This window comes from Ruegeria sp. AP7 (assembly GCF_056539905.1).
Genome location: NZ_JBQFVT010000002.1, coordinates 395,325 through 415,399, shown reverse-complemented (window position 1 = coordinate 415,399; position 20,075 = coordinate 395,325). Strand labels below are relative to the sequence as shown.

20 protein-coding genes are annotated in these 20,075 nt (G+C 55.6%); all 20 read left to right on the top strand.

Annotated elements, in window-relative coordinates:
• Nucleotides 1-60 precede the first annotated feature (60 nt).
• The 20 genes from ACR0KN_RS06935 (at nt 61) to ACR0KN_RS06840 (ending at nt 20,049) form a co-directional block, all read left to right on the top strand.
• A complete protein-coding gene (locus ACR0KN_RS06935) occupies nt 61-1,566 on the top strand; it encodes an ArnT family glycosyltransferase (protein ID WP_480652381.1) in 1,506 nt (501 codons plus the stop codon).
• A gap of 506 nt (nt 1,567-2,072) precedes the next feature.
• Complete coding sequence (locus ACR0KN_RS06930; protein WP_170478247.1) at nt 2,073-2,561, top strand: hypothetical protein; 489 nt, start codon at nt 2,073-2,075, stop codon at nt 2,559-2,561.
• A 1-nt stretch (nt 2,562) separates the two neighbouring features.
• Nucleotides 2,563-3,894, top strand: coding sequence for a TadE/TadG family type IV pilus assembly protein (locus ACR0KN_RS06925; protein WP_480652379.1), 1,332 nt, complete (start codon nt 2,563-2,565; stop codon nt 3,892-3,894).
• Between the two features lie 366 nt (nt 3,895-4,260).
• The gene (locus ACR0KN_RS06920) at nt 4,261-4,476 is read left to right on the top strand and encodes a DUF1127 domain-containing protein (protein ID WP_480652377.1); all 216 of its coding nucleotides are present in this window, start codon (nt 4,261-4,263) and stop codon (nt 4,474-4,476) included.
• A gap of 200 nt (nt 4,477-4,676) precedes the next feature.
• Nucleotides 4,677-5,150 carry a 50S ribosomal protein L15 gene (gene rplO, locus ACR0KN_RS06915; RefSeq protein ID WP_010437119.1) on the top strand — a complete coding sequence of 158 codons (474 nt, stop codon included), beginning with the start codon at nt 4,677-4,679 and terminating at the stop codon, nt 5,148-5,150.
• 109 nt (nt 5,151-5,259) lie between these two features.
• The gene (gene secY, locus ACR0KN_RS06910) at nt 5,260-6,624 is read left to right on the top strand and encodes a preprotein translocase subunit SecY (protein ID WP_010437121.1); all 1,365 of its coding nucleotides are present in this window, start codon (nt 5,260-5,262) and stop codon (nt 6,622-6,624) included.
• Nucleotides 6,621-7,265, top strand: coding sequence for an adenylate kinase (locus ACR0KN_RS06905; protein ID WP_480652374.1), 645 nt, complete (start codon nt 6,621-6,623; stop codon nt 7,263-7,265). Before secY ends, ACR0KN_RS06905 begins: the two co-directional genes overlap by 4 nt.
• Nucleotides 7,266-7,465: 200 nt before the next feature.
• Nucleotides 7,466-7,834 (top strand): 30S ribosomal protein S13, encoded by a 369-nt coding sequence (rpsM, locus tag ACR0KN_RS06900; protein ID WP_008757392.1) that lies wholly within the window; start codon nt 7,466-7,468, stop codon nt 7,832-7,834.
• Nucleotides 7,835-7,849: 15 nt separating this feature from the next.
• Nucleotides 7,850-8,239, top strand: coding sequence for a 30S ribosomal protein S11 (gene rpsK / locus ACR0KN_RS06895; RefSeq protein WP_010437126.1), 390 nt, complete (start codon nt 7,850-7,852; stop codon nt 8,237-8,239).
• A gap of 115 nt (nt 8,240-8,354) precedes the next feature.
• A complete protein-coding gene (locus ACR0KN_RS06890) occupies nt 8,355-9,371 on the top strand; it encodes a DNA-directed RNA polymerase subunit alpha (protein WP_010437127.1) in 1,017 nt (338 codons plus the stop codon).
• 130 nt (nt 9,372-9,501) lie between these two features.
• Nucleotides 9,502-9,921: a 50S ribosomal protein L17 gene (rplQ, locus tag ACR0KN_RS06885; RefSeq protein ID WP_010437128.1), complete on the top strand. Its 420-nt coding sequence runs from the start codon at nt 9,502-9,504 to the stop codon at nt 9,919-9,921.
• Between the two features lie 207 nt (nt 9,922-10,128).
• Nucleotides 10,129-11,514 (top strand): trypsin-like peptidase domain-containing protein, encoded by a 1,386-nt coding sequence (locus ACR0KN_RS06880; protein ID WP_480652371.1) that lies wholly within the window; start codon nt 10,129-10,131, stop codon nt 11,512-11,514.
• A 3-nt stretch (nt 11,515-11,517) separates the two neighbouring features.
• The gene (locus tag ACR0KN_RS06875; protein ID WP_480652369.1) at nt 11,518-12,831 is read left to right on the top strand and encodes a replication-associated recombination protein A; all 1,314 of its coding nucleotides are present in this window, start codon (nt 11,518-11,520) and stop codon (nt 12,829-12,831) included.
• 104 nt (nt 12,832-12,935) lie between these two features.
• Nucleotides 12,936-13,979 (top strand): RluA family pseudouridine synthase, encoded by a 1,044-nt coding sequence (locus ACR0KN_RS06870; RefSeq protein WP_170478221.1) that lies wholly within the window; start codon nt 12,936-12,938, stop codon nt 13,977-13,979.
• Complete coding sequence (locus ACR0KN_RS06865) at nt 13,976-14,647, top strand: HAD-IA family hydrolase (protein WP_480652367.1); 672 nt, start codon at nt 13,976-13,978, stop codon at nt 14,645-14,647. The genes ACR0KN_RS06870 and ACR0KN_RS06865 overlap by 4 nt, the downstream gene beginning before the upstream one ends.
• Nucleotides 14,648-14,652: 5 nt before the next feature.
• Nucleotides 14,653-15,360: an ATP12 family chaperone protein gene (locus tag ACR0KN_RS06860; RefSeq protein ID WP_480652365.1), complete on the top strand. Its 708-nt coding sequence runs from the start codon at nt 14,653-14,655 to the stop codon at nt 15,358-15,360.
• Between the two features lie 207 nt (nt 15,361-15,567).
• Nucleotides 15,568-16,587, top strand: coding sequence for an amino acid ABC transporter substrate-binding protein (locus ACR0KN_RS06855; RefSeq protein ID WP_010437135.1), 1,020 nt, complete (start codon nt 15,568-15,570; stop codon nt 16,585-16,587).
• Between the two features lie 123 nt (nt 16,588-16,710).
• Nucleotides 16,711-17,943: an amino acid ABC transporter permease gene (locus ACR0KN_RS06850; RefSeq protein ID WP_170478212.1), complete on the top strand. Its 1,233-nt coding sequence runs from the start codon at nt 16,711-16,713 to the stop codon at nt 17,941-17,943.
• A gap of 3 nt (nt 17,944-17,946) precedes the next feature.
• Entirely contained in the window at nt 17,947-19,245 is a 1,299-nt protein-coding gene (locus tag ACR0KN_RS06845; protein WP_170544300.1) for an amino acid ABC transporter permease, read from the top strand.
• 12 nt (nt 19,246-19,257) lie between these two features.
• On the top strand, nt 19,258-20,049 hold the full coding sequence (locus ACR0KN_RS06840) for an amino acid ABC transporter ATP-binding protein (protein ID WP_420586084.1): 792 nt from the start codon (nt 19,258-19,260) through the stop codon (nt 20,047-20,049).
• Nucleotides 20,050-20,075 lie beyond the last annotated feature (26 nt).

Here is a 20,075-nt window from a genome sequence, read left to right as displayed (position 1 = left end):
GTTGTGCTGAACTGGCGCAGAGACCCGTGAATCCCAAAAGTAACATTGATTTTAAAAAAAATGACGCAGATTGAGCTCAAGAGCAGTAAATTTCAAAACGGGTTTGGCTATGCGGTGCTGGCCTGTATCTGCATCGTCATCACCGCGGCATACTGGCACGCGCAGAACCTCGGCGGCGGGGATCTGTGGCGCTATGACGAGTTTTATACCCATGACCGAACCCTGGGTTTTGCGGCGTTTCAGGACTGGTTTACAGTTTACAGCCTTGGCAAACCCTCACTCGAAAAGCCGCCCCTGCAATATTGGATGTCCGCGGGCCTGATCCAGGCAGGTCTGACCGATCTGATCGCGCTGCGCATACCCTCTCTGATCTTTGCAGCCGGAGCGATGATAGCCACCTCAGCGCTCTCCTATGTTATGTTTCCGCGTCAGGTTTGGCTGATGCCGATCTCGGTGTTGCTGTTGTCCACATCCGATCAATTCTGGCAATATTCAACCTCGGCGATGCTGGATGCGGGTGCGGTTTTTTTTGTAACGCTTGGTGTATTGTCGTTGTTCTTGTCGCTCAAGTACCCACGCTATTGGCCGACTTTCCCGATTACTGTTTTACTGGCCGGTTTGCAGAAGGGTCCGACACCGTTGGGGTTTCTGCTGATCGCTCTGATTGGTGTGGCGCTGACCTCGCGGTTCCATGGGGACAAACTGCGAGACATCGCCCGGAATCGACGTTTTCAGTACTCGGTTCTAGCTGCATTTTTCCTTGGGTTCATCTGGCAGATTTTCCAGCATGCAAAATATTGGGGGCAGGATAGGCTCAGCGGGTCGATCGAGGGTGAGATGATCAACCGCTTCATCCCCGAAAACCTGGAGTTCGTGTCTAGAACCATCTCCGGTTTCGACACGCTGATCCTGTATGACGAGCCCGTGATACGGCTGGCTGGTCTGGCAGGTCTACTGATGATTCCGTTCATCTACAGGACATCGGCCTATTTCGCCATGTCCTCGATCGCGGTCCTGTTTGTTTTGATCATGATCCTTGCCCAAGACAGCGTTTATGACCGCTATACACTCACGATTTTGCCTTTGTTGTGCGTCGGCGCGGCGTGGTTGATCTTCTACATCTGCCAACGCCCTGTGATCGGATGCATTGCAGCGGTTCTGGTTGTTGTTGCACTGGGCGGTCCGCTGCGACCGGTCGAGGTTCTGGCGCAATCGAAGTCGCGGGACTACGGCATGCCTATCGCCGAGATCCTTGGGCAATTAAACGACAGCTTTGAATCTGGTGAGACGGCAATCTTCTGCAGGCTCGAAAATCGGAACTTCCCCCGTGGCGCGGTGCACGTTCATGCGCCCAAGGCCGGACCGGGGCAGCATATCTATCTGCGCAGCGTGGACTCGCTTACACGCGACATGCGCAAATACAAGGGTGGGCGGATACGTGGCCTGTGTCTGAAATCTGAGATCGACCTGCTCAGTCCGCATTTCGAGGGTGTAACAACCGAACCTGTGGGCGGCGGATTTCATATTTGGACGGCTTCCCGTTATCGCCAGGCAATCTCCGAATGATAAGGCATAACGGCCAATACATTCGGCACCTGCGCTGTTTGCCTGTGCACCATCTCTTTGCAGGCCGAGATGCCCTCGGATCGTCTGCCCGTGGCGTGAGTACACCTAATCAGCCTACACACCGAAGCACCGCACACGACTAATACCCATGATGATGACGGTTACATTTCATCGGAACGATAGTTTGATTGACACCTATTCTGTGCACGCCTCGGTCAATTCCTGCCAAGTGGATTGAGTGCGCTCCAAGGTCGCCAGACTAATAATTCACTGGGCGAACCGATAAAAAAAGAGATTTCTCGGAACTTCGATAACCTTAGGAAATCAAGCGTTTTTAGCAGAAAACTTTGATGAACACGGTTAATTGTGCACGAAAAACACTCAATGTTAATTGAATATGAACGGTGTGTTCAAATGGTGTTTAATAGCTTTCGGGCAAACTCTCTCTGCAAGTCAGGGTTGAAAACGATTCGACCAAAGAGTCTTTGTTGAGAAAGGACCGAGAAATGGCTGAAACTGCAAACCAAGGTGCAGTTTGTGAAGTAGCTAGTGTAAAAAGTTGTTCAATGTCAAAACTGCACGAAAAAATATTCTCTAACTCGAAGCGGCGCATGTCGGAATTCTGGAACTGCGAGTCTGGCTCTTTCACTGTAGAGGCTATGATCTGGATTCCGATGTTCTTTTTCTTGATGATTTTCGCCTTAAATGTCTCGATGGTTTTTGTGCAGGAATCATTAATTTTGCGCGTTGTCCAAACGGTATCGAGAGAGCACTCACTGGGTCTTTACCGCGACGATGCAGAAGCAGAACTAGATTTATCGAACCAGCTCTCGCACCTAGGTGCCAATGTCACTGTTGATGTGTCAAAATCGTTCAAGATGGCGACTGCATCAGTGCAAGTTCCAGCAGTTGATCTGATGCCAATGCAGTTTTTACGCAATACATTCAGCGGAGTTGAGATCGACGTAACAAGCAACCATCTCGTGGAGTTTTGAGATGAAACTCTCTGAACATCTCGCCAGTTTTTTCCTGAGTGACGAAGACGGATCGGCCACAATTCTGTCTCTGTACTTTTGCATTATATTGGTGGTCTTGGGGGGGTTAGCGATCGATTTCCAAAAGCGCCAAGCCGATAATCAAAGGCTACAGAACGCGGCGGATTCTTCCGCTCATGCGGCGTTGTTGGCGCGTCAGACCAAGAGTGCCACGGACGCAAGGGCAGAGGGCCTTGCTGTACTGACCAAGATGTTGCCCAGAACAAATATGGATACTGCGGTAAGATCAGCCGATTTCACATTTGGAACTTGGGATTTTGATAAGCGCACTTTTGTATCATCGCCCGTCGCGACCGAAGCCGTGCATGTCTATGCGGGAATGACGCAGGACCGAGGCAATCCAACTCTGAACTTCATTTTGTCTATAATTGGTTTTGACAGCTTTGACGTGGCTAGCGAAGCAATCTATGCGATGAAGCTCAAGCCATGTTCGTATCAAGGTCTCTTGGCTCAAGGGCCCCTTACAGTTGATTCCCAGAACTTCTATGGGCCTGGCTTTTGTATGCATTCCAACCAATATGTCAGTCTGAGGTCGAATAACTATTTCACGCCGGACAACTATGATGCAAATATCATGGGTGCCAAAGTCTCGATGCCTCATGCTGAAGATCTTCGCCTTCCTGATTCAGGCTTTGCGACAAACGCAAACCTTGACAATGCACGGACCGAAGGTTGGTACGATTTTTCCTCACTTAGCCAAATTCCTACAATCATCGACGAATTGAAAACAGGCACCAGTGCGTTTACGCCTTCGACCGTCACCGAAGTGGCGGAGGATACGATTTCTGTAATGGAGATACGCCCTGAAGATATCACTTCCGGAAAGGCCTACAAACATGCATGTTCCGGCGGCACTATTACCTTCAAGTCGGGTACTTATGAGAACTTCTCGATGGTAACCGATTGCAAAATCGAGTTTTCCTCGAACGTTGTGTTGGGGGATGCAACGATTGCCACAACCAACACCTCCGCACAATCTGTCTATTCGCATTCAGGATTACAGATGGGCAAGGATGACGACTGCGCGCCGGGCGGCGAAGCCAGCATTATCAGTATGGGCGGGTTTTATGCCAACGCAAACTTTTCTTCCTATGGTGGAACAGTCTGGACAGAGGGTGACATCTATTTTCATGCCAGAGCCAAGAAGATCGAAGGCATTACCATGAAGTCTTTGGGTTCTATTACCGGCACCTCGGAAGCAGAGATGAGAGTGTGTGATACCACCCCCATTTGGGAAGAATATGCCGAGTATGGGCCGCGTCTCGTAAGATAAAGATACAAGCCCAGGAATGGATCGCAATTAGGATATTCAGTCTGGGCTCAATCACATTTCGACGGGTGCGAATTGTGTACAGTATTTTCGTAACCAAGCCCTGACATTAAGGTCGCAGAACAAAGATGGCAGCTCGCATTGTCTGTAGACGACGGCTAATGCGAACCGGTGCTGTGAGCGCAACAAATGGCAGCCAAATTGCGCAATAAGTATCAAACTCACCCCGCCATTCAGTTTTTGCATACCGGCTAGACCAAAACACGCGTTGTTAGCGGTATCGAGCGCGCCTATCTCCCCCTTGTCCAATGAAGGAACAAATCAAGTGACATCGGGGAATACGCCCCGACATTCGAAAGGAATAATGATATGGCACATACAGCTACACTGACACATGGCGGCTTCAACCTGAGCGCCCGAATTGCTAATTTTATCGAGCGCGTAAAAGAAAACCGCGCCCGAGCGATGGAATACAACCGCACCTATACCGAGCTTCAGCGTCTGACCAACCGCGAACTGGATGATATCGGTATTCGTCGCTGCGATATCGCGGATATCGCGCGCGAGCATGCCTACTGCGGGTAACACCCCAACCACTCACCGTTGAAGAGGCGCCAATATGGCGCCTCTTTTGGTATTGGGGATGTGATTGAACAATACTTGCAACTGAGCGTGCAACGCTGTAGAGCGCTCCGGTGGATTTCCATCCACGAGAATCAAAACCAAGAAATGCCGTGGTTGGCCCATCACGCTTCGGGGGTCACATCCGGCTAAGGAGAAGCGATATGAAACTGCACGAATTGCGCGACAACCCAGGCGCCGCACCGAAACGCACCCGCGTTGGCCGTGGTCCCGGTTCCGGCAAAGGTAAGATGGGTGGCCGTGGTATCAAAGGCCAGAAATCCCGTTCGGGTGTGGCCATCAATGGCTACGAAGGCGGCCAGATGCCGCTGTATCAGCGCCTGCCCAAGCGTGGCTTCAACAAGCCGAACCGCAAGGAATTCGCCGTTATCAATCTGGGCCTGATCCAGAAATTCGTCGACGCCGGCAAGCTGGACGCCAAAGCTGCGATCACCGAGGACGCGCTGGTTGCATCCGGTCTGGTCCGTCGCAAGCTGGACGGTGTCCGCGTTCTGGCCAAAGGCGAGATCAGCGCCAAAGTGAACCTGGAAGTAACCGGTGCTTCGAAAGCTGCTGTTGAGGCGGTTGAGAAAGCGGGCGGCTCACTTACGGTCACAAAAGCGGCTGCGGCAGAGTAAGCGCTTGTGAGCGGGTCAAGACCCGCTTACATAGACCACAGAGTTTTCCAAGACGCCGCCCGAGCCGGAAAACGGTTCCGGGCGGTGTTTTCATCAGAGAGACCGATTTATGGTATCAGCAGCAGAACAAATGGCAGCCAACACAAGCTGGGCTGCCCTTGGTAAAGCCACCGATCTGCGCAACCGCATCCTGTTCACGCTTGCATTGCTGATCGTCTATCGTCTGGGCACCTTCATTCCGGTGCCTGGCATTGACGGTGCAGCCCTGCGCGAGTTCATGGAGCAGGCGGGGCAGGGCATCGGCGGCATGATTTCGATGTTCACCGGCGGGGCGCTGGGGCGGATGGGTATCTTTGCCCTCGGCATCATGCCCTACATTTCGGCCTCGATCATCGTACAGCTGCTGACATCGATGGTTCCCGCGCTTGAGCAACTCAAGAAAGAGGGCGAGCAGGGCCGCAAGAAAATCAACCAATACACCCGTTTCGGCACCGTGGCTCTGGCCACCGTTCAGGCTTATGGTCTGGCCGTTTCGCTGGAATCGGGTGATCTGGCCACTGATCCGGGCCTGTTCTTCCGTATGTCGACTATGATCACTCTGGTCGGCGGCACCATGTTCCTGATGTGGCTGGGTGAGCAGATCACTGCACGCGGCATCGGCAATGGTATCTCTCTGATCATCTTCGTCGGCATTATCGCCGAGGTTCCGGCTGCTCTGGCGCAGTTCTTTGCCAGTGGCCGCAGTGGCGCGATCAGCCCTGCCGTGATCGTTGGTGTAATCATCATGGTCATCGCCGTGATCACCTTTGTGGTGTTCATGGAGCGGGCTCTGCGCAAGATCCACATCCAATACCCGCGCCGTCAGGCCGGTATGAAAGTCTATGAAGGCGGCTCCAGCCATCTGCCGGTCAAAGTGAACCCGGCGGGCGTGATCCCGGCGATCTTTGCAAGCTCGCTGCTGCTGCTCCCGGTGACGATCTCGACTTTCTCGTCGGGCGCCACAAATGGCCCGGTCATGTCGTGGCTGCTGGCGAACTTCGGTCCCGGTCAGCCGCTGTACCTGCTGTTTTTCGCTTCGATGATCGTGTTCTTCGCCTATTTCTACACGTTCAACGTGTCGTTCAAACCGGACGATGTGGCGGACAACCTGAAAAAGCAGAACGGTTTTGTACCGGGTATCCGTCCGGGCAAGAAAACCTCTGAGTATCTGGAATACGTGGTCAACCGCGTGCTGGTGCTGGGTTCGGCCTATCTGGCGGCGGTCTGTCTGTTGCCTGAAATTCTGCGGGGCCAGTTTGCCATCCCGTTCTATTTCGGCGGCACCTCGGTTCTGATTATCGTCTCTGTGACCATGGACACCATCCAACAGGTCCAGAGCCACCTGCTGGCGCATCAATACGAAGGGCTGATTGAAAAGTCCCAACTGCGCGGCAAAGGCAAGAAACGCGGCAGAAAGGGAGCTGCTCGTCGATGAACATCATTCTTCTCGGCCCCCCGGGGGCAGGCAAAGGAACGCAGGCGCGTCACCTGGTTGAAACCCGCGGTATGGTGCAGCTGAGCACCGGAGACATGCTGCGCGAGGCCAAAACCTCGGGCACAGAAATGGGCCAGAAGGTTGCTGCGATCATGGACGCGGGCAAGCTGGTCACCGACGAGATCGTGATCGGCCTGATCGAAGAGAAACTGACCACCGAAAAAGGCGCCGGTTTCATCTTTGACGGCTTCCCTCGGACGCTGGCACAGGCCGATGCCCTATCGGCTCTGCTAACCAAGCTGGGCCAGTCACTGCATACGGTGATCGAGATGCGCGTGGACGATGACGCGCTGGTGGACCGGATCACGGCGCGGTCAACCTGTGGCGGATGTGGTGAGGTCTACAACGACAACACCAAGCCGATTCCTGCGGATGGCAAATGCACCAATTGCGGCAAGGAAAATGACTTCGTCCGTCGTGCCGACGACAACGAAGACAGCCTGCGCACGCGCTTGATGGAATACTACAAGAAGACCTCTCCGCTGATTGGCTATTACTACGCCAAAGGCGATCTGCGCCCGGTGAATGGGCTGGCGGATATCAAGGAAGTCACCGCTTCGATTAAGGCGGTTCTTGGCTGATATAAATATGGGCTTGACGGCACCGCCAAAAGCCCATATCGACCCCCATCCCTAAGGGGAATCAAGATCGCATGGGGGATTCGTCCCAAATGCCCCGACCACCTCGAATAATACTGGACCCTCTGGCGTCACTGCCACGGTCAAGTGTTGTGAAAAAAGGTTCCGGAGTTACGGAACCGCAACAAAAAGGAAAGTGACACGTGGCACGTATTGCCGGCGTAAACATCCCGACTGCAAAGCGGGTACCAATCGCCCTCACATATATCACCGGTATCGGAAACACCTCGGCCAAAGCGATCTGCGAAGCCGTAGGCATTGAAGCGCACCGTCGCGTCAACGAACTGTCCGACGCCGAAGTTCTGGCCATCCGCGAGCACATCGATGCGAACTTCACCGTTGAAGGTGACCTGCGTCGTGAAGTTCAGATGAACGTCAAGCGTCTGATGGACCTGGGCTGCTATCGCGGTCTGCGTCACCGCCGCAACCTGCCGGTTCGCGGTCAGCGTACCCACACCAATGCTCGTACTCGCAAAGGCCCCGCAAAGGCCATTGCCGGTAAGAAGAAATAAGGGAGGGTCTGACCGATGGCACGCGATAAGACTCGCATCAAGCGCAAAGAGCGCAAGAACATCGCATCGGGCGTTGCCCATGTGAACTCGACCTTCAACAACACCAAGATCCTGATCTCGGACGTACAGGGCAACGCCATTTCGTGGTCGTCTGCCGGTACCATGGGCTTCAAAGGATCGCGGAAATCGACACCCTACGCCGCTCAGATGGCTGCAGAAGACGCAGGCAAAAAGGCGCAGGACCATGGCGTCAAGACGCTGGAAGTCGAAGTTCAGGGCCCCGGTTCGGGCCGTGAATCGGCTCTGCGCGCGCTGGCTGCAGTGGGCTTCAACATTACGTCGATCCGCGACGTGACACCGATCGCTCACAACGGCTGCCGTCCGCCGAAGCGTCGTCGCGTCTAAGCGATTTTGAATTAGGCTGGGGCCCGTGTTTTTGCACGGCCCCAGCACGTCATTTTGAACCTCGGGCGTCTGCACCTTGTTGGTCATGGGGCGCGGACAGGAATGGAGGGATTACATGATCCATAAGAATTGGGCAGAATTGATCAAGCCGACCCAGCTTGACGGCAAGCCGGGCAACGACCCCGCGCGTCAGGCAACCCTGGTTGCTGAGCCGCTGGAGCGTGGCTTTGGTCTGACTCTGGGCAACGCGCTGCGTCGCGTTCTGATGAGCTCGCTGCAAGGCGCGGCCATCACCAGCGTTCAGATCGACAACGTCCTGCACGAGTTCTCCTCGGTCGCAGGCGTACGTGAAGACGTCACCGACATCATCCTGAACCTCAAAGGCGTGTCGCTGCGCATGGAAGTTGAAGGCCCCAAGCGCCTGTCGATCAATGCCAAAGGCCCTGCCGTTGTCACTGCGGGCGACATCAGCGAAAGCGCCGGCATCGAGGTTCTGAACCGCGATCACGTCATCTGCCACCTCGACGATGGCGCTGACCTGTTCATGGAACTGACCGTCAACACCGGCAAAGGCTACGTCTCGGCTGAGAAGAACAAGCCCGAAGACGCGCCTATCGGTCTGATCCCGATCGACGCGATCTATTCGCCGGTCAAAAAGGTTGCCTATGACGTTCAGCCGACCCGTGAAGGTCAGGTTCTGGACTATGACAAGCTGACCCTGAAGATCGACACCGACGGTTCGATCACGCCGGAAGACGCGCTGGCCTTCGCCGCACGCATCCTGCAGGATCAGCTGTCAATCTTCGTCAACTTCGACGAGCCGGAATCGGCTGGCCGCCAGGACGAAGACGATGGTCTGGAGTTCAACCCGCTGCTGCTTAAGAAAGTGGACGAGCTGGAACTGTCTGTCCGTTCGGCAAACTGCCTAAAGAACGATAACATCGTTTACATCGGCGATCTGATCCAGAAGACCGAAGCCGAGATGCTGCGCACCCCGAACTTCGGCCGCAAGTCGCTGAACGAGATCAAGGAAGTGCTGTCCGGCATGGGTCTGCACCTCGGCATGGATGTCGAGGACTGGCCGCCCGACAACATCGAAGATCTGGCGAAGAAATTCGAAGACGCGTTCTAAGCGCGTCTTCCCAAATGCCCGGCCCGAATTGGGACTATCCGGGGACCAAATGGGCACTTCCGCCCCAAGGAGAGCCGGTGACACGCATCGCCGGCCAGACAAAGCAAAACGCGAAAGAAGGAACTAGAAAATGCGTCACGCACGTGGTTACCGCCGCCTGAACCGTACTCATGAGCACCGCAAGGCTCTGTTTGCGAACATGGCTGGCTCGCTCATCGAGCATGAGCAGATCAAAACAACTCTGCCCAAGGCAAAAGAACTGCGCCCGATCATCGAAAAGCTGGTCACTCTGGGCAAGCGCGGCGACCTGCACGCCCGTCGTCAGGCCGCTTCGCAGCTGAAAGAAGACAAAGACGTCGCAAAGCTGTTCGAAGTTCTGGGCCCCCGCTACGCCGAGCGTCAGGGCGGCTATGTCCGCATCCTGAAAGCTGGCTTCCGCTACGGTGACATGGCTCCGATGGCGATCATCGAATTCGTTGATCGTGACGTCGATGCCAAAGGCGCAGCTGACAAAGCCCGCGTTGCTGCTGAAGAGGCTGCAGACGAATAATAAATTCTGACCATTTGGTCGGAAATAAACCTCCGCTCGGGCAACCGTGCGGAGGTTTTTCTGTTTTGAGGTTCAGATACGGGAATTATCGGCCACGCCTATGCCTGCAGTGTGTCGACTAAGCTAGTCGCGGTCGCACAGTTCATCGGCTCTTGCATTCATGGCGCGGGCTTCGCATATCTTCGATCATTCCTGATTGGAGGTCACATGATCCGCAGTATTCTAGTGATATGCCTGATGGTGGTGGTTGCGACTGCCTCAGCTGAAACGCGAGTGCCCCAATCACAGGCCGAGATTGGACTGGGTTTTGCCCCGGTAGTTCGGAAAGCTGCCCCGGCAGTGGTAAATATCTATGCCAAGATCATAGGGGAAGGTCGAACCAATTCGCTGTTCTCAGACCCGTTCTTTCAGGACTTCTTTGGTCGGGGGTTTGGGGAGCCCCGTCAACGTATTCAGAACTCGCTCGGATCGGGCGTCGTTTTGTCGGAAGACGGCTATGTCGTGTCCAATTATCACGTGGTTGGGACAGCCACAGAGATACGGGTGGTGACCACGGACCGTCGTGAGTATTCGGCCAAGGTTGTGCTGGGCGATAAGGAAAGCGACATTGCCATCCTGCGGCTGGAGGAGGCGGGCGAGCTACCTTTTCTGCATCTGCGCGACTCCGATCATGTAGAAGTAGGTGAACTGGCGCTTGCGATCGGGAACCCGTTTGGGGTCGGGCAAACTGTGTCTTCAGGGATAATCTCGGGATTGGCGCGGACCGGCACGGCGACGGGTAATGCACGTGGATATTTCATCCAAACCGATGCTGCGATCAATCCCGGTAATTCCGGTGGTGCACTGATCGATGTGAATGGGGATTTGATCGGCATCAATACTTCGATCCTGACCCGGTCAGGAGGGTCAAACGGCATCGGATTTGCAATTCCGGCCAATCTGGTGGCGGAATTTCTACGGCAGGCGCGGGCAGGGAATGCAAGCTTCGTCAGCCCTTGGGCCGGTATGGCCGGTCAGCACATGAGCGCGGATATTGCCGAGTCTTTAGGATTGGTCATCCCGATGGGCGTTGTGGTGTCGGACCTTCATGCGCTTAGTCCGCTGGCCGAAGCGGGCTTGCGGGTAGGCGATGTAGTCACGCATGTGGATGGGGATGAGGTGAATTCTCCAGCCGAGATGAAGTTTCGCATGGTGGTTGCCGGGGTGGGTGGCAAATCCGTGCTGACACGGCTACGGGGTGAGGAGCGTGCTGATATCGAAGTTGCATTGATCCGAGCGCCCGAAACGCCTGCCGCGAACGAGACGACTTTGGGCGAAGATACCGCGCTGCCAGGGCTTACAGTGTCCGGGGTCAATCCGGCGGTCATTGTGCGTCTGGGATTGAAGCTGTCTCAAACAGGTGTTGTTGTCGTCGATCCCGGACAATACGGCGCGCGGGCGGGCTTGCGTGCGGGGGATGTGCTTGAGGTTATAAACGGCGGCAAGATTGACGTGCCAGAGGATGTTGTTCAGGTTCTGACCGACCCGGGACGCCGGGTTCAGGTTCAAATTGAACGCGGTGGGCGGACAATCTCATTGCGGTTCCGGATGTGATCCGTGAGTGATCTGTTTGATACAGGGTCGAGCGAACCCACGGCTTCGCCGCACAGACCGCTAGCAGATCGGTTGCGTCCGCAATCCTTATCCGAGGTGATCGGGCAGGAACAAGTGTTGGGCCAGGATGCTCCGTTGGGAGTGATGCTGGCTTCTGGAAGCCTGTCGAGCCTGATCTTTTGGGGACCACCGGGTGTGGGAAAGACGACGATTGCCCGGTTGCTCGCGCAGGAAACTGATCTGCATTTCGTACAGATTAGTGCTATCTTTACCGGTGTTCCGGATCTGAAGAAGGTGTTCGAAGCCGCCAAGATCCGCCGTCAGAACGGGCAGGGCACTTTGCTGTTCGTTGACGAAATCCATCGCTTCAACAAAGCGCAACAGGACGGGTTTCTGCCGCATATGGAAGACGGCACGATCCTTCTGGTCGGCGCGACCACTGAAAACCCGTCCTTCGAATTGAACGCAGCGGTGCTCAGCCGATCTCAGGTGCTGGTGCTGGAACGTCTCAGCCTCGCTGATCTTGAACGCTTGACCCAACGGGCCGAGAAAGAGCTGGACCGTGCCTTGCCCCTAACCCCTGCGGCGCGCGAAGCGCTGCAGGAAATGGCGGATGGCGACGGGCGCGCGCTGTTGAACCTGATCGAACAGGTTGCCGCCTGGACCGTGGAAACCGCACTGGATTCTGATGCGCTGTCGACGCGTCTGATGCGGCGGGCAGCGAAATACGACAAATCGGGGGACGAGCACTACAACCTTATTTCGGCCCTGCACAAATCTGTGCGTGGATCGGATCCGGACGCAGCGCTCTATTGGTTCGCGCGGATGCTGACAGGGGGTGAAGACCCGCGCTATCTGGCACGCCGGATCACGCGAATGGCGGTCGAGGATATCGGACTGGCCGATCCGCAGGCGCAATCAATCTGTCTTCATAGCTGGGAAACCTACGAACGGCTGGGCTCGCCCGAGGGCGAATTGGCACTGGCACAAGCGTTGGTGTATCTGGCGCTCGCTCCAAAATCGAACGGGGCTTATGTGGGGTACAAGGCAGCGATGCGGTTGGCAAAACAATCGGGCAGTGAACCGCCGCCCAAACATATTCTTAACGCACCGACATCGCTGATGAAGGATCAGGGATATGGGGCAGGTTACGCCTATGACCACGATGCCGAAGATGGGTTCTCGGGTCAGAACTATTTCCCGGATGATATGAAGCGCCCGGTTCTCTATCAGCCGGTCGAGCGCGGTTTTGAGCGAGAACTAAAAAAACGGTTGGAGTACTTTGCCAAACTGAGAACGCAGCGCAATCCGGGCTAGGCTTGACTCTGCACCCGATGCGCGCGACAGACGCGCATGATTTCTAAGGCACTGAAACAAGCACAATCCGGGCGGATCAGCCGCGCGGAAAAAGGGGCAATGGCATGAGCGGCGTACAGGTGATCACCGTAGCTGAGGGCGATGGCGAACAGCGGTTGGATCGTTGGCTGCGCCGGCTGTTTCCCCATGTCAGCCAAGGCCGGATCGAGAAGATGTGTCGCAAGGGTGAGCTGCGCGTTGATGGCGGGCGGGTCAAAGCCGCGACTCGATTAGAGGTCGGGCAGTCCGTGCGTGTGCCCCCGCTACCGGATGCGGACCATAAGCCGGCAGTCGTAAAGCACCGTGTCTCGGACGCCGACGCAAAGATGATCCAGTCTTGCGTGATCTATAAGGACGATCACGTGCTGGCGCTGAACAAACCACATGGGCTGCCGGTGCAGGGCGGAAGCGGTCAGACGCGCCATGTGGACAGCCTGTCAGAAGCGTTGCGCTTTGGGTACGATGAGAACCCGCGCCTTGTGCATCGGTTGGATAAGGACACATCTGGGGTGCTATTGATGGCCCGCACGCGCGAAGCCGCCAAGGGGCTGACCGCAGCGTTCCGGCATCGCAACACCCAAAAGATTTATTGGGCGCTCGTTGCAGGGGTGCCGACGCCTTATCTGGGAGAGATCAAGACCGGTCTGGTCAAGGCTCCGGGGCATGGCAAACAGGGCGAAGGCGAGAAGATGATCGCTGTTCATCCGAGCGAAGTGAACGATACGCCCGGCGCAAAACGCGCGCATACGCTCTATGCCACGCTCTACCGTGTGGCGGGCCGGGCCGCATGGGTTGCAATGGAGCCGGTAACCGGCCGGACACATCAACTGCGTGCGCATATGGCAGCGATCGGCCACCCTATCATCGGAGATGGAAAATACGGTGGCTCGGGACAGGAAAACCTCGGCGATGGTTGGGGGGCTCAGCTGGGCGGCATCATCAGCAAGAAACTTCACCTGCACGCCCGCAGTCTGTCATTTGAGCATCCGGAAACACGAAAACCCATCACGATTACAGCCCCATTGCCAGACCACATGAAACACAGTTGGGATACGCTCGGCTGGACCGAGGATCTGGCATCCGACGATCCGTTCGAGCAGCTGCGATGAGTGCGCCCTTACGGCTGGTTTTGTTCGACGTGGATGGCACGCTTGTCGACAGTCAGGGCGCCATCGTGTCGGCGATGACTGCCAGCTTTCAGGCGCAGTCTTTGCCAGTGCCAAGCCGAAACGCAATCCTGTCCATCGTTGGCTTGTCTCTGCCCCATGCGATGGCACGTCTTGCGTCAGATCAGTCAGATCTGGCGCAGAACGCGCTGGTTGATGGCTACAAACAGGCCTATCACGCGCAACGGTTAGAGCAGGGCGCAGCCAGCTCGCCGCTTTATCCGGGCGCTCGGGAAGTAATTCAGGCACTCCATGAAATGCCCGAGGTGCTGCTGGGGGTTGCGACCGGGAAATCAAAGCGCGGACTGGATGCGCTGTTAGAGGCGCATGGGTTGGAGCAATATTTCATCACTCGGCAGGTGGCCGATCATCACCCGTCAAAACCGCATCCATCGATGATCGAAACCGCGCTGGCTGAAACCGGCGTGGGGGCCGCTCATTCGGTCATGGTAGGCGATACCAGTTTTGACATGGAAATGGCTGTTGCCGCGCAGGTCGCAGGTATCGGAGTAAGCTGGGGATACCATGATCGATTAGCCCTGAGCACTGCTCAATACGTGATCGAGAGCTTCGAAGAATTGCCAGTGACACTGGCCAACATCTGGGACTGAAAAATATGAGCGACTGGAAACCAAAACGCTTCTGGACCTCAGGCGCGGTCGTTGAGATCGACAACGGTTACACGGTTGAGTTGGATGGTCGTCGTGTCAAGACACCGGCAAAAGCTGCGCTGGTCCTTCCCACGCATGCCATGGCGCAGGCCATTGCCGATGAATGGGATGCGCAGGAAAAAGAGGTCGATCCGACCACGATGCCTTTCACCCGTTCGGCCAACGCGGCGATCGACAAGGTGCAGCATCAGCATGGTGAGGTCGCTGATATGTTAGCAGATTATGGCGATTCGGATTTGTTGTGCTATCGGGCGACGCACCCCGAGGCTTTGCAGAACCGGCAGGCAAATGATTGGGACCCTGCTTTGGATTGGGCTGCCGACGCGCTGGGCGCACGATTAATTTCGCGCGTGGGCGTGGTGCATCAACCGCAAGACACAGAAACGCTGCAAACGTTGCGCGACCGGGTGCATGCGCTCAATGCCTTTCAGTTGGCGGCGTTTCACGATCTTGTCAGTCTGTCCGGATCATTGATTCTTGGATTTGCTGCGGCTTTGGATTGGCGAGCGGCAGATGAGATCTGGCATATTTCTCGATTGGATGAGCTGTGGCAGATCGAACAGTGGGGTCATGATGACGAGGCACACGCTGCAGCCGAAGTAAAAAAAGCAGCGTTTTTGCATGCCAAGCGTTTCTTCGACATCTCGATCTGAGACTTTTTGAGCTCGAATCGTGATTTTGCGCCCCTTTTTGCCCAAATTGATCAATCGTTTTCCCTGATCCAGCCCTTGACGTTTGTTGATGAATACGCCCAAACTCGGGCCACTAAAGGGGAGACACCTTTTGGGTAACCTTTCTGGCGCGCATAGTGCCGGATCGAACCGTCCCATAAAGGGATGGAAAATCAGGAAGAGGTAAAAATGAAAAAATCCGTAATCTTGGGCATGGCAACCATTGCCGGCCTGGCTGCTGGCGCAGCTGCGGCGGGGACTGTTGACGATGTCAAAGCACGCGGCAAGCTGAACTGCGGTGTGACCACCGGTCTGGTCGGCTTTGCTGCACCCGACGCGAATGGCGAATGGCAGGGCTTTGACGTCTCACTGTGCCGTGCTGTTGCAGCCGCTGTACTGGGCGATGCAAGCGCTGTTGAATTTGTTCCGACCACCGGCAAGACTCGCTTTACCGCGCTGGCTTCGGGTGAGATCGACATGCTGGCTCGTAACACCACTTGGACATTCAGCCGCGACGTAGACCTGAAGTTCGAATTCGTCGGCGTGAACTACTACGACGGTCAGGGCTTTATGGTTCCCAAAGCGCTGGGCGTAAGCTCGGCCAAGGAACTGGACGGCGCAACCGTGTGCATCCAGACCGGCACCACAACCGAGCTGAACCTGGCGGACTTCTTCCGCTCGAACAACATCAGCTATGAGCCGGTTCCGATCGAAACCAACGCCGAAGCACAGCAGCAGTATCTGGCTGGCGCATGTGACGTTTACACCACCGACGCATCGGGCCTGGCTGCTACTCGCGCCACGTTCGAAAACCCTGGTGACCACGTCCTGCTGCCCGAAATCATCTCGAAAGAGCCTCTGGGCCCGCTGGTCCGTCACGGCGATCACGAGTGGGGCGACGTTGTCCGCTGGACTCTGAACGCTCTGGTTTCGGCTGAAGAGCTGGGCGTGACTTCGGCCAATATCGATGAGCTGAGCGCCGGCGCAGGTGACAACCCGGAAGTGAACCGTCTGCTGGGTACCGAAGGTACTCTGGGCGAAATGCTGGGTCTGGACGCTGACTGGGCCGCCAAGGCGATTAAAGCTGGTGGTAACTATGGCGAAGTCTTCGCCAAGAACATCGGTGAAGAAACTCCGATTGGTCTGGCTCGCGGCCTGAACGCACAGTGGACCGAAGGTGGTTTGCTGTATTCGCCGCCGTTCCGCTAAAATCCATTGGAAAGGGCGCAGGGCAACCTGCGCCCTTTTCTCATCAGAATGCTACGAGTTGCTCAAGAGTGGGGAGAACCCCGCCGACAATGAAGCGCTCGAAAAGCACGGGGATTCCTAAATATGTCAACTATGACTGACCCGCCGAAAGCTGACTTTCGGTTGTCTATGCTCATAAACGACACCCGCTATCGCTCACTGACATTTCAGGTGATTGCGGCCGTCGTTATTGCGCTTTCCATCTGGTATCTTGGCAACAACCTGATCCAGAACCTCAGGGCCGCTGGCCTCAACATTTCCTACACATTTCTGGGCGACCCTTCGGGGTACGACATTAACCAGCGTTTGATTGAATATGACAGCCAGTCTTCGCATGGGCGCGCCGCTATTGTTGGAATTCTCAATACGCTGCTTGTCGCTGTTCTGGCCTGTGTTACCGCCACGGTGTTTGGTGTGATAGCGGGCGTATTGCGCCTGTCGAATAACTGGCTGGTGTCAAAGTTGATGGCCGTCTATGTCGAGATCTTCCGGAACATCCCGGTCCTGATCTGGATCATCATCATCTTCACCATCATGACAGCAGTATTGCCAGGGCCCAGAGCCTTCCGCGGCGATAACCCAACATCCAGCATGTTGTTTGACTTGTTCGCTTTCACCAACCGTGGTGTCTATATCCCGCGTCCGGAATTCGCCAATGGCTTGTTCAGCGCCACAATTCTGAATTGGGTTGTGGTGATCGTGTTTTTGGTCGGTTCTTGGTTTGCGTCTCGCGAAATTGAAAAACGCGCCACGCTGAAGCAGGAACAAACTGGTGAGCGTCCGAAAACCGGCCTTGTGAAACTGGCCGTTTGGCTGGTGCCTTTTGCGCTGCTGATGGCGGTGATGGGTCTGACTTGGAACATTCCCGAGCTGAAGGGCTTTAACTTCAGCGGTGGTATCAAAATCGGTGGCCCGCTGATCGCTTTGTGGTTTGCCTTGTCGATTTATACCGGTGCCTTCATCGCGGAAAACGTTCGCGCGGGTATTCAGGCGATCTCGAAAGGTCAAACCGAAGCTGCAGCTGCACTGGGTTTGCGCCCCGGGCGAATCATGAATCTGGTGATCCTGCCGCAAGCGCTGCGGGTGATCATCCCGCCGCTGATTTCGCAGTATCTTAACATTACCAAGAACTCGTCGCTGGCGATTGCCGTGGGCTATGCGGATATTACCGCAACGTTGGGTGGCATCACGCTGAACCAGACCGGTCGTGCGATCGAGTGTGTTCTGTTGCTGATGCTGTTCTATCTGACCGCTTCGCTGCTAATCTCAATGGTGATGAACGTCTACAACGCATCCGTCAAGTTGAAGGAGCGCTGAGCCATGGCTGATCAAACAACAAACCCGATCGCATTTGTGGCCGATGGCACCATTCCTCCGTCACCACCACCAGCGAACCAGACCGGTATTGTGAAGTGGCTGCGAGAGAATCTTTTCTCAGGCGCAACCAATACAATCCTGACTGTCCTGTCGCTGATGTTGATCTATGTGCTTCTGAAGAACACGTTGCCATGGATCCTGAATGGAGTGTGGAACGCGAACTCGCTTGCGGAATGCCGAGAGATTCTCGCCGGTAAAACAGGTGCGTGTTTCGCGGTTCTGACCGAACGCTGGCCTCAGCTTATCTACGGGTTCAAATATCCCACCGATGCGTATTGGCGGCCTAATCTGGCATTCGTACTGATGCTTGCGGCGGTTGCACCGGTCCTGTTCTTTGACCTACCGCGCAAACTCCTGATCTTTACAGCCCTCTATCCCTTTATTGCCTTCTGGCTGATTTGGGGTGGCACGATCTTAGTTCCCTTCGTAGCGCTACTTGGCTGCGTTGCTGCGGGTGCTGTTTTTCAGAAGCTCGGGAAGAACAGTTTTGCCGCTGGATTCTTCGGGGCCATTATCGTTGCCTTGATCGTCTGGAAGCTTGGCGGTGCGTTGATCCCAGAGGATGCGTCCGAGGGGGCATGGCTTTCCGCTGTTCCCAGCCGCGATCTAGGTGGCTTCATGCTCAACATGATGCTGGGCTTGGCCTGCGTATCGTTGTCTGTCCCGTTAGGAATCGCACTTGCGCTGGGCCGTCAGTCGAACATGCCGCTGATCAAGTGGGTCTGCGTCATCTTCATCGAATTCATCCGTGGTGTGCCTTTGATCACACTGCTGTTTGTGGCTTCGGTGATGTTGTCGTATTTCTTCCCGCCTGACAGCACGGTCGACCTGTTCCTGCGCGTTGTGATCATGATCACCATGTTCTCGGCCGCCTATATCGCCGAGGTGATCCGCGGCGGTCTGGCAGCGCTACCGCGCGGACAGTACGAGGCAGCAGACAGTCTGGGTCTGGACTACCCGCAGGCGATGCGTCTGATCATCCTGCCGCAGGCTCTGAAGATCTCGATCCCCGGTATCGTGAACGTGGCCGTGGGCCTGTTCAAGGACACCACACTGGTTTCGGTCATCTCAATGTTCGATCTGGTGGGCATGATCCGGGGTCCCATCCTGGCGTCGACCGAATGGAACGGCGTCTATTGGGAGCTTCTGGGCTTTGCCGCGCTTCTGTTCTTCGTCGTCTGCTACGGCATCTCTCAATATTCCCAGTGGCTCGAGCGTCGCCTTGCCACGGATCATCATTAAGGAGTTCAACATATGTCTGAACTTGCAATTGACCGCGAAATCGACCGCACCAAGATGCAGGTGAGCGACGAGGTCGCCATCGAAATCAACAGCATGAACAAGTGGTACGGATCCTTCCACGTACTGCGCGATATCAATCTGACCGTCAATCAGGGCGAGCGGATCGTGATCGCGGGGCCGTCCGGGTCGGGTAAGTCCACCCTGATCCGCTGCCTGAACGCGCTGGAAGAGCACCAGCAAGGCACGATTGTCGTGGATGGGACGGAACTTTCGAATGACCTCAAGAACATCGACAAGATCCGGTCCGAAGTTGGCATGGTGTTCCAGCACTTCAACCTGTTCCCGCATCTGACCATTCTGGAAAACTGCACGCTGGCCCCGATCTGGGTACGTAAAACGCCCAAGAAAGAGGCCGAAGAGCGTGCGATGCATTTCCTGGAAAAGGTGAAAATCCCGGATCAGGCGCTGAAATATCCCGGCCAGCTTTCGGGTGGTCAGCAGCAGCGTGTGGCGATTGCCCGCTCGCTCTGCATGATGCCGCGGATCATGTTGTTTGATGAACCGACATCGGCGTTGGACCCCGAGATGATCAAAGAAGTGCTCGACACCATGATCGAACTGGCCGAGGAAGGCATGACCATGCTGTGTGTGACCCACGAGATGGGTTTTGCACGTCAGGTTGCCAACCGTGTGATCTTTATGGACGCAGGCCAGATCGTGGAACAGAACGAACCGGAAGAGTTCTTCAACAACCCTCAGAGCGAACGGACCAAACTGTTCCTAAGCCAAATTCTGGGTCATTGAACCGAGACCAGAAGATCAGAAAGGCG

Excerpts from the sequence above, each read along its gene's own strand:
- ACR0KN_RS06935 (WP_480652381.1), top strand. The coding sequence starts at position 61 with ATGACGCAGATTGAGCTCAAGAGCAGTAAATTTCAAAACGGGTTTGGC.
- ACR0KN_RS06930 (WP_170478247.1), top strand. The coding sequence starts at position 2,073 with ATGGCTGAAACTGCAAACCAAGGTGCAGTTTGTGAAGTAGCTAGTGTA.
- ACR0KN_RS06925 (WP_480652379.1), top strand. The coding sequence starts at position 2,563 with ATGAAACTCTCTGAACATCTCGCCAGTTTTTTCCTGAGTGACGAAGAC.
- ACR0KN_RS06920 (WP_480652377.1), top strand. The coding sequence starts at position 4,261 with ATGGCACATACAGCTACACTGACACATGGCGGCTTCAACCTGAGCGCC.
- rplO (WP_010437119.1), top strand. The coding sequence starts at position 4,677 with ATGAAACTGCACGAATTGCGCGACAACCCAGGCGCCGCACCGAAACGC.
- secY (WP_010437121.1), top strand. The coding sequence starts at position 5,260 with ATGGTATCAGCAGCAGAACAAATGGCAGCCAACACAAGCTGGGCTGCC.
- ACR0KN_RS06905 (WP_480652374.1), top strand. The coding sequence starts at position 6,621 with ATGAACATCATTCTTCTCGGCCCCCCGGGGGCAGGCAAAGGAACGCAG.
- rpsK (WP_010437126.1), top strand. The coding sequence starts at position 7,850 with ATGGCACGCGATAAGACTCGCATCAAGCGCAAAGAGCGCAAGAACATC.
- ACR0KN_RS06890 (WP_010437127.1), top strand. The coding sequence starts at position 8,355 with ATGATCCATAAGAATTGGGCAGAATTGATCAAGCCGACCCAGCTTGAC.
- rplQ (WP_010437128.1), top strand. The coding sequence starts at position 9,502 with ATGCGTCACGCACGTGGTTACCGCCGCCTGAACCGTACTCATGAGCAC.
- ACR0KN_RS06880 (WP_480652371.1), top strand. The coding sequence starts at position 10,129 with ATGATCCGCAGTATTCTAGTGATATGCCTGATGGTGGTGGTTGCGACT.
- ACR0KN_RS06870 (WP_170478221.1), top strand. The coding sequence starts at position 12,936 with ATGAGCGGCGTACAGGTGATCACCGTAGCTGAGGGCGATGGCGAACAG.
- ACR0KN_RS06865 (WP_480652367.1), top strand. The coding sequence starts at position 13,976 with ATGAGTGCGCCCTTACGGCTGGTTTTGTTCGACGTGGATGGCACGCTT.
- ACR0KN_RS06860 (WP_480652365.1), top strand. The coding sequence starts at position 14,653 with ATGAGCGACTGGAAACCAAAACGCTTCTGGACCTCAGGCGCGGTCGTT.
- ACR0KN_RS06855 (WP_010437135.1), top strand. The coding sequence starts at position 15,568 with ATGAAAAAATCCGTAATCTTGGGCATGGCAACCATTGCCGGCCTGGCT.
- ACR0KN_RS06850 (WP_170478212.1), top strand. The coding sequence starts at position 16,711 with ATGTCAACTATGACTGACCCGCCGAAAGCTGACTTTCGGTTGTCTATG.
- ACR0KN_RS06845 (WP_170544300.1), top strand. The coding sequence starts at position 17,947 with ATGGCTGATCAAACAACAAACCCGATCGCATTTGTGGCCGATGGCACC.
- ACR0KN_RS06840 (WP_420586084.1), top strand. The coding sequence starts at position 19,258 with ATGTCTGAACTTGCAATTGACCGCGAAATCGACCGCACCAAGATGCAG.